The 13,378-nt window shown below is 37.4% G+C and carries 14 protein-coding genes; 3 read left to right on the top strand and 11 right to left on the bottom strand.

Annotation, left to right across the window (positions count from 1 at the left end):
* Positions 1-199 precede the first annotated feature (199 nt).
* Positions 200-1,399, top strand: coding sequence for an NAD(P)/FAD-dependent oxidoreductase (locus tag EXE10_RS13770; RefSeq protein WP_130113743.1), 1,200 nt, complete (start codon positions 200-202; stop codon positions 1,397-1,399).
* A gap of 13 nt (positions 1,400-1,412) precedes the next feature.
* Here the strand turns inward: EXE10_RS13770 and EXE10_RS21520 are convergent, their stop codons facing one another.
* From EXE10_RS21520 to EXE10_RS13765, 3 genes are all read right to left on the bottom strand, one after another.
* Positions 1,413-1,556, bottom strand: a complete 144-nt coding sequence (locus EXE10_RS21520) for a hypothetical protein (protein WP_165383021.1) — start codon at positions 1,554-1,556, stop codon at positions 1,413-1,415.
* Positions 1,557-1,746: 190 nt separating this feature from the next.
* Positions 1,747-1,905, bottom strand: a complete 159-nt coding sequence (locus EXE10_RS21515) for a hypothetical protein (RefSeq protein WP_162994950.1) — start codon at positions 1,903-1,905, stop codon at positions 1,747-1,749.
* Between the two features lie 82 nt (positions 1,906-1,987).
* Positions 1,988-3,604 carry a mechanosensitive ion channel gene (locus tag EXE10_RS13765; protein ID WP_130113742.1) on the bottom strand — a complete coding sequence of 539 codons (1,617 nt, stop codon included), beginning with the start codon at positions 3,602-3,604 and terminating at the stop codon, positions 1,988-1,990.
* Between the two features lie 557 nt (positions 3,605-4,161).
* On the opposite strand from EXE10_RS13765, the gene EXE10_RS13760 reads away from it, so the two are divergent.
* Entirely contained in the window at positions 4,162-4,584 is a 423-nt protein-coding gene (locus EXE10_RS13760) for a hypothetical protein (RefSeq protein WP_068974069.1), read from the top strand.
* A gap of 30 nt (positions 4,585-4,614) precedes the next feature.
* Here the strand turns inward: EXE10_RS13760 and EXE10_RS13755 are convergent, their stop codons facing one another.
* Complete coding sequence (locus tag EXE10_RS13755) at positions 4,615-4,932, bottom strand: hypothetical protein (RefSeq protein WP_130113741.1); 318 nt, start codon at positions 4,930-4,932, stop codon at positions 4,615-4,617.
* A 55-nt stretch (positions 4,933-4,987) separates the two neighbouring features.
* Entirely contained in the window at positions 4,988-5,749 is a 762-nt protein-coding gene (locus EXE10_RS13750) for a ferredoxin--NADP reductase (RefSeq protein ID WP_087552351.1), read from the bottom strand.
* A gap of 82 nt (positions 5,750-5,831) precedes the next feature.
* Here EXE10_RS13750 and gigC point away from each other — a divergent pair, with 82 nt between their 5' ends.
* On the top strand, positions 5,832-6,713 hold the full coding sequence (gene gigC / locus EXE10_RS13745; RefSeq protein ID WP_130113740.1) for a LysR family transcriptional regulator GigC: 882 nt from the start codon (positions 5,832-5,834) through the stop codon (positions 6,711-6,713).
* Positions 6,714-7,095: 382 nt separating this feature from the next.
* Here gigC and EXE10_RS13740 read toward each other — a convergent pair whose 3' ends face one another.
* From EXE10_RS13740 to nuoM, 6 genes are all read right to left on the bottom strand, one after another.
* Positions 7,096-7,389: a cold shock domain-containing protein gene (locus EXE10_RS13740; RefSeq protein ID WP_130113739.1), complete on the bottom strand. Its 294-nt coding sequence runs from the start codon at positions 7,387-7,389 to the stop codon at positions 7,096-7,098.
* A gap of 107 nt (positions 7,390-7,496) precedes the next feature.
* A complete protein-coding gene (locus EXE10_RS13735; protein WP_130113749.1) occupies positions 7,497-8,237 on the bottom strand; it encodes an excalibur calcium-binding domain-containing protein in 741 nt (246 codons plus the stop codon).
* 50 nt (positions 8,238-8,287) lie between these two features.
* Positions 8,288-9,439, bottom strand: a complete 1,152-nt coding sequence (locus EXE10_RS13730) for a hypothetical protein (protein WP_130113738.1) — start codon at positions 9,437-9,439, stop codon at positions 8,288-8,290.
* Positions 9,440-9,507: 68 nt separating this feature from the next.
* On the bottom strand, positions 9,508-10,143 hold the full coding sequence (gene upp / locus EXE10_RS13725; protein WP_130113737.1) for a uracil phosphoribosyltransferase: 636 nt from the start codon (positions 10,141-10,143) through the stop codon (positions 9,508-9,510).
* 121 nt (positions 10,144-10,264) lie between these two features.
* Positions 10,265-11,767, bottom strand: coding sequence for an NADH-quinone oxidoreductase subunit NuoN (nuoN, locus tag EXE10_RS13720; RefSeq protein WP_068974048.1), 1,503 nt, complete (start codon positions 11,765-11,767; stop codon positions 10,265-10,267).
* 2 nt (positions 11,768-11,769) lie between these two features.
* Positions 11,770-13,374 (bottom strand): NADH-quinone oxidoreductase subunit M, encoded by a 1,605-nt coding sequence (gene nuoM / locus EXE10_RS13715; protein ID WP_171478475.1) that lies wholly within the window; start codon positions 13,372-13,374, stop codon positions 11,770-11,772.
* Positions 13,375-13,378: the final 4 nt, after the last annotated feature.

Raw genomic sequence — 13,378 nt, 5'->3', positions numbered from 1 at the left:
ATACTAAAAAAACATAAAAAGTATATGTTTCACTTTTAATATTATTAAATTCATCACATTATTTTTAATTGCTTTTAATGGCTATTTTTAGCAGGCAGAACAGTAATTACATAGTTTCATCAAATTCATTTTTGAATTTAATAGCGATAAATGCCGCATCTCCTTATAATCCCCTGCTCAAAGTTTCCATGAGTATGATATGTCTTCCAACCAATACGATGTGATTGTCCTCGGTGCAGGTGCTTCAGGTTTAATGCTTGCAGCAAAAGCGGCTGCACGTGGTCGTAAAGTTTTGGTGGTTGAAAAAGCCAATAAAATTGGTAAAAAAATCCTCATGTCTGGTGGCGGAAAATGCAACTTCACCAATCTCTATGTCGAGCCTGACAATTTCATCTCGCATAATCCACACTTTGTCATTTCAGCACTGACGCGTTATACCAACTGGGACTTTATCGGTATGGTCTGCGAATATGGCATCGAATATGAAGAACGTAAGCATGGACAACTTTTCACACTCAATGGTGCCAAAGAAATTTTAGCCATGTTGCTGAATGAATGTGAAAAGACCCAACGGGTTGATATTAAAACCTCATGTGAAGTCAAAGCAGTAACAGCTATAGACGAACAGAATTTTCAAGTTGCGACCAATATAGGTTACTTTGAAGCTGAGTCGGTTGTCGTTGCATCGGGTGGTTTGTCGATTCCGACTTTAGGTGGTTCAGACATTGGCTATAAAATTGCCAAACAATTTGGACATCATATCTACCCGACACGTGCAGGTTTAGTGCCTTTCACTTTCTCAGATCAGTTTAAAGAAGTGACTACACGTTTAAGTGGGAATGCAGTTGAAGCAACACTGAGCAATGATTTAAATAGTTTTACTGAAGCGCTTTTATTTACCCATCGTGGTTTAAGTGGCCCAAGCTCATTACAATTATCGAATTATTGGAATGTCGGTCAAGCCTTCAATATCAATTTCTTACCGAGCCTGGAATTATTTGAATTCTTTAAAGCTAAAAAGCAAAGCCAACCTAAAGTTTTACTCAGAACATTGCTGATTGAGCATTTACCTAAAAGCGTTGTTTTAGAACTACAAAACTTAATTTGGGCAGATTGGGCTGAAACTGCGATTGCTCAACTCAGTGATGAAAAACTTGAAAATATTGCCCATAAATTGCATCAATTTGAAGTTAAACCCTCTGGAACAGAAGGTTACCGTACTGCCGAGGTGACTTTGGGTGGTGTAGATACAACTGAAGTTTCATCGAAAACAATGGAAAGTAAAAAACAAAAAGGTTTATTTTTTATTGGAGAAATCTTGGATGTTACAGGACATCTAGGTGGGTTTAATTTTCAATGGGCATGGGCGTCTGCACATGCCGCATCTGAATATGTTTAGATGAGTTTCTGACTTATTCTAAGTAATCGGTTTTGAATAAAATAAGCTGACTTTGGGTCTGCTGTCTCTGCGTCACACGTTGAATAGCAAGATCCATTGCATCTGAAGCGGTTGATTTATTGGATAGCATTTTTTGCACAAAATAGATGATTTTCATTTTAATTCCCTTTGAAAATAGTTCACTTATTAATCTAATAATTAATTAAAAAATACATTATTTATGCTTTGAATTTAGCCAATTTAGATTTATCTGTCTAGCTTTATTTTACAAAAAACTTTTGTGTAACAATTATGTAATCTTCATAAACAAAATTTAATATGGACAAATAGTTCTAGCGTGCAAAGCGTCACGATTCACTATCTTTCTTTTGTTCTAGATCCTGTTTTTGATTTTGTTGATTTTTAGGTTTTGCAAAAACAAATTTATAAGCACTCGCTAAAAAACCAACTGTAATTCCAGCAATCACAATTGGCGCGATAAAATTATTTGGCTTTTTCTTAGACATCATCTTTCCTCTTTCGCATTCGACCTAAAAATAAAAATCGATCAAGACTTAATCCTGATCGATATTACAGCAAATTTAAATGTTAATTCAGGTCATCTTTATCCTTATTTAATGGTTCCGTAATCGATTTATACTCACTTTCAATTGTAGGAGTATCTGAAGTCACTTGCTGAGTATCCACAGAACTTGTATCTAAATGAGTATTTTGACGCAATGGGTTGGGCTGATTTGCCTCTTTCTTTGCCCGATCAATTAAATCGCTCAAGACCCGTTCTGCGGGTTGTCGACCACCTAAACCAAAAGCCAAAGCAAAGGCAACAGCAACTGAACCCAATGTTAAACCAAATGCAAGATTTACGATCGAATCTGCAATCCCCATCGCACGCAGTCCCATGGCAATCACTAAGCCCATGATTAAAACTCGAACTAAATTCCCCAACCACCGAGAGCTATTATATTCACCTCGTTGCACCACATTTGCAACGATATTGGCGAGCCAAAAACCGATCACGAGAATAACAGCACCCAATAGGATATTTGCCCCAAAGTGGATAAACATGGAAATCAAACCACTAATTTGTTCAAAGCCCAATCGATTCGCAGCTTCAGAAACAGCAAATAACATGGTAAAAAATACAATTAAATAGCCAACAACACATGAAACTTTGGTTTCACCTAAGAAACGTTGCACATCTAGCTTTTTAGGAATGTCATCAACACCTGTGCCAGCAATCACTTCTGCCACTAAACGTCCGACAAATCGTGATACCACATAAGCCACGATGAGAATCAGTCCAGCAGCGATAATATGTGGAATGGCATACATAATTTCACCGAGCATAGCCGTTGCAGGTTGTGAAATCGCTTGTATACCCAATGCTTCGAATGCCACGATCAATGCCGTAATCATCACGATTGCAAAGACAAAAGAACCTAAAAACCGAGAAAGCCCCTGCTCAGAATTTTTAAATAGTCCGACTTTTTCGATTTGAGTTTGTAAATTTAAGCTACTGATCAACCCTTCAATGATGCCTCGGACAATTTTTGCAAGAATATAACCCACAAAAATAATCACGCCAGCGATGAAAATATTTGGTAGATAAGAAATTGCTTCATTCAACATATTTTGAACAGGAAGCAATAGACCTTCCAAGCCTAAAATTGACAAAACGATTGGTAAGAACAATAACAAAATCAACCAATAGACAATATCTGCTAAATTTTGACTGATGGGACTAACACCAACATCAGAGCTCAATTTTTCATCTAATTGGGTGCGGTCTAGTACCTTTTTCAAACCAACTTTAACCAGATTAGCGACAATCCATCCGACAAAACCAATTGCGACAGCAGCCAATAATGTTGGAATAAACAATAGGAATTGTTGAATCATGGCACTGAACGGGCTACTTACACTACTCAGATTGAGAACATTGAGAGCCCCAATCACCGCAATCACCATCACCACCCAAAAAATGATTCTGGAAAGAATGCTTTCAATATTAGATCGATGTCCTGTTGCTGATGATAACTTTTGGTTCGTTCCTATTTTTTCCAAAAGCTTTTTTATGCCTGCTGCAACAATCAATGCAATAATCCATCCAACAATTAGAATAGCCACAGCAGCTAAAATTGGATGGAATTGATCCCAATAATACATGGCATCAAACCGACCGCGTGCTTGTAAAATTTCATCCATTTTTATTCCCTCACAATATTGATTTATAAAATGTTGAGTTCGCGAATGATTCCTTAGATCTCTTTTTGCGTTTTAATTGAATATTTTTTAAACAACAACACCACTTTATAATTTGATTATTTAATGTTCAATTTTAACTGCATAAATACAACAAAAGCGCCAAGAAGGCACAAAAAAACTCCAGCATAAAAGCTAGAGTTTTTGTCATACCATTAACATAATTTTTCAGTTTTAAATGGCGTTTAAAATTCACCCATTTAAAGCCAGTCGGCTGCCATATAAACGAGTAATGAAATAAGAAATAACCCCACAAGAATAAGCATGTAAATAGGTAAGCGATTCTTATGTGCTATATCTTCACGACTGGTTATATAAGATGGTTTATTGAAATCGTGTCTCATAACATCCACCTCCATCATATTGATGATTTTTTATACTATCAGGCAATTGAACGGCTGTGTGTAAAATATTTTAAACAAAAGTAAATTTTAGCGATAAGCAATACTTGATAGTGAAATGAGCTATACTATATGCCCCATTTTTTGGCTACGATCGATATGGCTTATCCACGACAAAGTGTCTCATTAGACTTAGACACTGACGTCACTCATCAATGTTTTTTGCATACTTCAAGAGACGGACATCTCGTTGGAATTATTGAGTTTAGTAAGCCAAGCTATGTTTTAAAATGGGGCGACTTAGAATATTTTCGTCGCCGTACAGATGAACTTTCTGTCATGCCATTTCCTGAATGTATCAATGCCATGATCATTGATATTCGAGATGTTGTTACTTTTTTGGATAATGAAGTCCCAATTATTCCTTGGCGTTTGCTCGAAGAAGAATGTCCAATTCGTTTGGTTGTACCTGCTGACCGCTTAGAACATTATGCAGGTTTATTTGAACCGACTTGGTTAACGACGGATGTTGAAACAGCAATTCATGAGTTACGTGAATTTATGGATATGTTTGTGCATTGATACATGCTTTAAATCACTCGACAAACATCCCTAAAGCTTTATTCCAACTGAGAACAAGTACAATAGTTGTAAAACGAAAGTGATCCCATAAAGTTTCATTGCCCAATAGAGCGTCGTTAAATCTTTATCTAAGCTATTGCGGTTGAATCCCCATAAACAAATTGAAATGATCAATAAAATCAGTGTATACAATGATGCATATATGAGGATAACCAGAGAAACTAAGGCTTTCCCTAAATTCCCCCAACTGTCGGCACTCCATGTCATTTCATTATATAAAAGCATCGCAACGGTGATGAATACTCCAACTACGTAAGCAATCTGAAGCGCTAAACCAATTTTTTTCATCGATTCAAATTATAATTTTATGGATAGCGCTTAACATGCCACATTCAATTTTGGATTACCAATAGTTTTCTACTGCAATATTCCCTTCACCACGACGATTCATGACCAAACCACGTGCTTTTAACGCTGCTTTGGTATCATCCACCATTTGTGGATTACCACATAACATTACATGTGTTGTATCTATATTGAATTGAAGATTTGCCACTTTTTCTAGCTCACCATTTTCGATCAAAATCGGTAAGCGATCATGCAAAGTCGCATGTGGATCACGAGTAATAATGGGGATAAATTTAAAGCCTGTATGTCCTTCGCCAAAAGTTTCAGCAATCTCTTGAATACGTTCGACATAAGCGAGTTCTGACTCAGTTCTTACACTATAAACCAAGTTAATATGTTGATATTTAGACCATGTTTCGAAGTCTTGAAGCATAGAAATAAACGGTGCTAAACCTGTACCTGTTGCCAAAAGCCATAAATCTTTAGGTAATGGTAATTGATAGCGAGCCAAAGTTAAAAAACCGTATGGCACTTTTTCTAAATACAGTTCATCACCTACTTGGAGATGCTGTAGATTCGAAGTAAATGCACCATCTGGCACAACAATTGAAAAGAACTCGAGTGTTTCATCAAATGGAGAGGAAACAACTGAATAGGCTCTCACCACCAATTCATCACCCACTTTTAAGCCGATACGGGCGAACTGACCAGCAGTAAATTTAAAATGAGCAGGACGAGTCATGGTGAAACTGAAAAGAGTATTGGTCCAGCGATGAACAGACAAAACCTTTTCTACGCTAAATTTTTCAATTGACATGATTTCTTCGTGGCATGGATGATAGTGCTCATGGTAGCATGACTCCAATTCTATGAAAATTTAAAATGTTAAGGCTATACGCATGAGAATGACTTTACGCCAATTGGCTGTTTTCGTTGCCGTTGCTCAAGAAGGCACCGTGACCAAAGCGAGTGATGCTGTTCGGCTGACTCAAAGTGCGGCAAGTATGGCTTTGGCAGATTTAGAAGATGGCTTAGGTGCGCCTTTATTTGATCGTCTTGGTAAACGCTTACAACTGAACGATCTTGGTCGCTTCTTGCTTCCTCAAGCTTTAGAGATTTTAGGGCGCTGTGAAGCTTTTGAACAAGCAGCCAAAGGTGAGTTACAAAGTATTGATCTTCGAATTGGTGCAACACTGACCATTAGTGATTACTTAATGCCTGATTTAATGGCTGATTTTTTACAAGAACAACCTCAAGCGCATTTACAACTTCAAGTAGGCAATACCCGTCAAATGATTGAAGCTGTTAATCAATTTCAACTTGATTTAGCGTTAATTGAAGGTTCTTGTTTCCTACCACAACTGCAATGTATCCATTGGCGTGATGATGAACTGGCTGTGTGTTGCGCACCAAGTCATCCTCTAGCCAATTTACACCGTGAACTCAGACAATCTGATTTCCAACATATAGAATGGATTTTACGTGAGGAAGGTTCAGGAACACGTGAAGTCTTTGATAATGCAATATTGAAAGATTTAGAAGATGCCAATATCCGTCTAACACTTGGACATAACGAAGCGATTCTTAAAATCGTTGCTGGTGGTTTAGGCATGTCATGTATTTCTAAATTAGCCATTCAACCATTGATTGATAAAGGTCAATTGGTGATTTTAAACACACCATTCTGGCAACTGACTCGTCCTTTATTTATGCTAGTTCACCGCCAAAAATATCAGGGGCCTGGCTTAAAAGCTTTTATGAAGTTTTGCGAAGAAAAATAATTATTGACCTCATATATACTTAACTTGGGTTCGGAGTTGATTTCTTCCAAAAATTTGATACGCGAAAACGTCCTTCGCAATTGTTTGAGGCAGGGCTTAACTTGCAAGTTAATGTTTTTGCGATAATCTTGATATATTTCGGTAGCTGACGAGTTCTGCGAAGGACAATGGTTTTGCCCACTTTTGCCGAAACAAAAGTGTGGTCGAGCCGAAGGCTAATCCTAATATATGAACAAAACCGATAAGACTCCGTCACAATGAACCTTACAAAAACCTTACCCTACTGAAATTATTAAAATAATTTATCGAACTGACGTTACTTACTACTCAATCAAATGTAAAAAGCTCCACATGGAGCTTTTTATTTTCACTTATCAATAACTTACTTTCTAAAATTAGACAATAAACTATCGGTAATCGCGTTATTGTGTTTAACCACTTTGGTCTTTTTTGCTTTTGCAGAATTGTCTTCTACACGTTCGATTTTAACGGCTTTCACTTTACCACCGTTTTCAACCACCAAAAATTTCACTCTTTCATTGCGCTTAGGCTCACCTTCTTCCAAAGGAAAATCCGAAATGTGAAAGAAAATATCTTGCTCAAGCCCACCAATAAAGCCAAAGCCTTTGTCTGAATGGTATTGCTTTATTTTCCCTTGTTGATATTCAGATTTCATTACAATGTCTCATTACTTGATTTACTCATCGTATTATAGCCTTGTTTTGCCTTGAATGAATCTACTCTCAAAAATCCATGATTTCACTTTATTCGTAAACTACAGCTTTATCGCATATGAAATTGTTTTTCACAGGGTTGACCATCATGATTGCCATCCATTTGAGTATTTGGACAGTTTTTTATAAAAAATACAGCCTCTTCATAAGATCGCATCTGGCTACAATGGGTTCGACCATCACAGGTAAATTTCGGTACACTTTCTGATGCTACAGTAGTGTTATGTGGTGGAGTACGATCACTTTGAATCACCTTTGATTCCAACATCTGGCTCTGCTCATTCAGCGCATTTTTTGACTTTTCACTAAAATGCACTGGTTTCACATGCCCAACATCTTTACGCTGTTGTTCTACAATTTGCCTTTGCTGACTCTCCAATAAGGCAAATTTCGCACTTTGCTCATCTTGATACGTTTTATATTGTCCCCAGGCTGCGAAAACAAAATAAATCAACCCAACAAAAATAACCGAAATAACGACTGATACAATGCCAAATTTACTGCCATTGTGTTTACCTTTTTTCAGAATATTTTTTTGCTTTGAAATATCAACCTTTTTATTTAACAGCTCATTACTCATCGCTACATCTAAACGTACCATTTGATGTGCTTTAATCACGCCCTTATGATTGATGACAATATACTTTACCGTTTCCCCTTTTTTCGGCTGACCACCTTGCCGAGGAAAATCATCAATCAAGAATTTAACTGTTTCTGCTGAATCCTGATCCAACAAGAGCCCATAGCCCTTGTCTTCATGGTATTCAATCACTTGCCCCAAATAAAACATAAACATTCTCTTCTCATGAAAACTGAAACACATCGCTTAAGTCTTTAAACTTATCTCGCATGTGCTTCTTGTTTTTGTTTTTTGATCACGTCCTGTTGCTGCTTTTCATATTGTTGAAGTTTCAATTCCGTTTCAACTTTATACTGCTGATAACGCTCATAAGCATATTTAACACTCCCCAAACACAGTAATACAAATGCCCCCATCACCACAATCAAAGGATTTAAGTGGAAACGTGTACTATCCATTTTCACTTTGGTGCCTTGCTTTCTTTTTGAATATAAAAATTTTACTTTAATTTTTTGAATAAATCTTTGAAAAAAATTCAAGTTCATATTTTTTTCAAGTAACTGTTGATCAACCTGATTGCTTAAATATTGACGGTTTTGTTGAATATCCGTTTGTTCGGATAAAACCATCTCAGCTGCGACTGTTGAAGCGCAAGCAGCTGATACAACTTGGTCATTTTCTAATTGCTCATTGTCTACATGATCATATGTATTTTCATTCGGCTGAGTTTGTACTTCTATTGGTTGAATTTCTGCAATTTTAGTTGCAGTTGGCTCATTTAGAACTTCTGACAGATCAATACTTTCAGGGCTGTAATCTTTTAAACTCGTTCTCTCAAGGTCTTCATTTTCATCTATTTCAACTATTTGATTATCAACTGATTTGTTATTTTCCTCAGTAGATATTTGGGTATTTTCAACTTCTGCTGAAACTTGACTAAATTCAACTTCAACAAGGTCATCTAAGATCACTTCGCGCTGTGTGAGTGTATCTTCTAATTGAATATGCTCATCAGGCTGAATAGCATCTATGTGTTCAACTGGTTTTATCTCATTTAACTTAGAGTCTATCGCTGTATTTTCATTTTCAAGATTAATTCTTCTTTTCTTCAGCATCTTTCGAACAGTTTGAATATTCTCAAACGAATGATCATCATTAATCGCATTAACTACAGGCTGTTTTTTTGCATCACCATTATGGTTTTTATGATCTAGGCGAACAATAAATTTTGCCAATAATTCTCCATCTTGTTCTAACACAACACATTTAACCCTCTCACCTACTTGTGGCAAAAGTGATGCATTTGAAAAATCTTCAAGTAAAAAACCAACTGACTGTTGATCTGTATTTATTTCGATGAATCCCTTACCCAACGCATCATCAAAAAATGTAACTATCCCCTTACGAAACATTTTTTTCTCTTTAAATTTATAATAAAAAAAGGAGGCTCCCCATAGCCTCCTTTGATCATACTAAATTTTTAATCTTTTTGCACACTACCAAAGATCTTGTCTCCAGCATCGCCTAAACCAGGTACGATATAGCCATTTGCATTTAAACCTTGGTCAATCGATGCTGTAAAAATCGTCACATCAGGATGCGCTTCTTCGACTCGTTTAATCCCTTCAGGTGCAGCAACCAACACCATGACACGAATATCTTTACAACCGCTAGCTTTTAATACATCGATTGCTGCAACAAGCGAAGAACCTGTTGCCAACATTGGGTCAATAATCATGGCTAAACGGTTTTGTACATCTGGGACTAATTTTTTATAGTAAGTACGTGCTTCAAGCGTTTCATCATCACGCTCTAAACCTAACACTGACACTTTAGCACTTGGAATCAAATTTAAAAAACCATCCAACATGCCAATACCTGCACGTAGAATAGGTACAACCGTAATTTTTTTACCCGCAATACGATCGACAGTCACCTTACCATTCCAACCATCAATTTCATGGTCACATACAGGTAAATCCTTAGTTGCTTCATACGTTAAAAGCATAGTGACTTCTTGGGCAAGTTCACGGAAATTCTTAGTACTTATATCAGCACGACGTAATAAACCTAATTTATGACGAATAAGCGGATGACGAATTTCTTGAATAGACACGGGAGTACACCTAAAAGGATAAAAGTAAATTTCCACTATTATAAATGTTTTTTATATAAGAGATAAGAAAAGCCCTCAATGAATGAGGGCTTTTTTTGTTAACCGCAATAGTTTTTTGCGATTACTGTTGTTGACTCATTAAAAAGTGCAACGGAGATAAAATTTCAGACTTCAATGCAAAATTGATGATTGGGTCTGGGTAAATACCGATTAATAATACTAATGCAGCAGCGCCAAGAACCATGATACCACCCACTTTTTGTCCCCAATGATCAACAGCGTCGATACGTGGGTTTTCTGGTGGAGTCATATACATCACGATCATGACACGTAAGTAATAGTACAAACCAATACCACTACCCACAACAACCATTGCAGCAAGGAACCAATGTTGAGTTGTTACAGCAGCCATCACCACCATGAACTTACCAATGAAACCTGCTGTTAATGGAATACCTGCAAGAGATAACATCATCACAGTCAAAGTTGCAGTAAGAACAGGACGACGCCAGAACAAACCACGGTAATCCGCAAGTGATTCAGCTTCATCAACGTTGTTATATGGGCTAGACATCAACGCAACCGCACCAAAAGCACCGATTGTTGTCAATGTATAAGTCACCACATAAACGCTCACACTGCCAAGGCTTGCATAGGTCATGCTAATTAAAGCAATCAATAAATAACCGAAGTGTGCGATTGATGAATAACCCAAGATACGTTTTAAGTTCACTTGACGAACTGCAAGGAAGTTACCTACAAGGATCGAAAGTACTGCAATCACAGTCAAAATCGTAATCATTGAAGGAACTAAAATTGCACCCGAAGTAAGTAAATAACGAACCATTAAACCAATGGTTGCAACCTTAGCAACAGTTGCTAAGAAAGTCGCGATTGGCGCAGGCGCACCTTGGTAAACATCTGGTGTCCATTTGTGGAATGGAGCAAGAGACAATTTGAAACCAATGGCAAAGATGATCAGACCAAGTCCGATAATCACTGCTGCATGACCCGTTTGAATCGCTTGGAACAACCCTTGGAAAGATTCGTAGAATGTTAATGAACCTGTATAAGCATAGATATATGCCATACCCATCAATAACATTGCAGAAGCAGTTGCTGAAAGCACGAGATATTTAATACCCGCTTCCAAAGATTTTTCACGTTGATACGTATAAGCCAATAAACCGTAAACAGGAATCGACATTAACTCTAAGCTAATAAAGAACGAAGCATAGTGAGCACTTGCCACCATTAACATCGCACCAGCAACTGAAGCCAACATCAAGATATAAAGTTCTTCACGGTTATCTTTATACGTTTCAATATACGCATGAGACAATGTAGAACAAGCCAATGCTGCAATCAGAATTGTAAGTTGGTAAAACAATGTAAATGGATCAACCATAAACATATTCATTACATTTGATGGTGCAAAACTCCCACCAAACATCATGAATAAAATATCAATTGCAGCAAGGTTTAAACCCACCACCGATGCAGTCGCAATCAAATTATGATTACGCTTGATCGCGGTTAAAATCATCACTACAACAGCCGTTAAAGCAACAATAAATACTGGTGCTAAAGGCATGAGATCCGAAAATGATACAGTGGTATTCATGACTATTGGATCTCCACATTTTGTTGAGATACAACTTGTTGAACTGTATCTACAACATCTTGAACAGGGATATAGCTATTTGCAATCCACGCCATACTTGAGTTTGAAATATCAAGGAAGCTTTGTGGGTAAATACCCAACCAAACTAGGCCGAATGCACAAATCAATAAAATCACTGTTTCACGAACATTTAAGTCTTTTAATGGGCTTGCATAATGCTGTTTTTGCTCTTCATTTGGCGTACCAAATAATGCTTTATGGATCAAAATCAAACCATAAAGACCTGCAAAAACTAAACTAATCGCAGCAATGATAGTAAATGTAGGGAACTTAGCAAATGAACCCATAAGAATCAGGAATTCACCAATAAAGTTACCTAGACCAGGAATACCTACAAGTGCTGATACAAAGAACATTAAGAAGAATGGTAAATATTGGAATTGACCACGAATACCACCCATCAAACGTAAATCACGTGTATGTAAACGCTCATACACTTGACCACACATAATGAACAATGCAGCAGAAGATAAACCATGCGCTAACATCATGATCATTAAGCCTTGGAACGTTAAGATATTACCTGCATAAAGCGCGAGTAATACAAAGCCCATGTGCGAAATAGATGTATACGCAAGTAAACGCTTCATATCTGTTTGTTGGAAAGCACACCAAGCGCCGTAGAAAATACCAACTAAACCAAGAATAATTGCAATATCAGCAAATTGTGCAGACGCTGCTGGGAAGAACGGAATCACGAAACGTAATAAACCGTAAGCCGCAGTTTTAATCAAGATACCTGCCAAGTCTACAGAACCTGCTGTAGGTGCTTGCGCATGCGCATCTGGTAACCAACCATGTAATGGGAAAACTGGAAGTTTTACCGCAAAACCGATAAACAAACAGATCATCAATGCATAAGCAATGTGTGGTGCTTGTTGATCTAAAGTATTGGCAACAGCTAATAAATAGTTGTAATCAAAACCGATCATGCCTGTCATCATGTAACCGTAGACCACTAAGCCTAGGATACCGATGAGCATGATTAAACCAGCAACTTGCGTATAGATGAAGAACTTAGTCGCTGCGTAAACACGTGATTTACCATCTGCGCCTTTATGACCCCAAAGTGCGATCAAGAAGTAGATCGGAACCAGCATCATCTCCCAGAAGAAGAAGAACAAGAACATATCGATCGCAAGAAAAACACCGATTACACCACCCAAAGACCATAAAAGGTTTAAGTGGAAGAAACCGACATTCTTTTGAATTTCACCCCATGAACAGCCCACTGCAAGTACACCCAGTAATGCAGTCAAACCAACCATCAGAAGTGAAAGACCATCTACAGCTAAATGAATATTAATACCAAGGGTTTTAATCCATGGTAAATAAAATTCGGCAGCCCAAGCTGGGACTTTTTGTCCCAACTCATAGCTAAATCCACCTTGTTGCCACAAAATGAGAGTCAAGCCCAAAGTAACGAGCATACCCACAAGTGCGATATAACGAGGTAAATGTTGATCAAGTTTATCGACTAACCAACACGCAAAACCTGCAATAAAAGGTACAAGAATCAGTGCGGGTAAAATCCAATTGTTTGTGATTTCC

The organism is Acinetobacter sp. WCHAc060033, assembly GCF_004209125.1.
In the GTDB taxonomy this organism is placed as follows: Bacteria; Pseudomonadota; Gammaproteobacteria; order Pseudomonadales; family Moraxellaceae; genus Acinetobacter; species Acinetobacter wuhouensis.
Note: the sequence above shows the minus strand (reverse complement) of the source record. Positions and strands in the feature narration are given on the sequence as shown.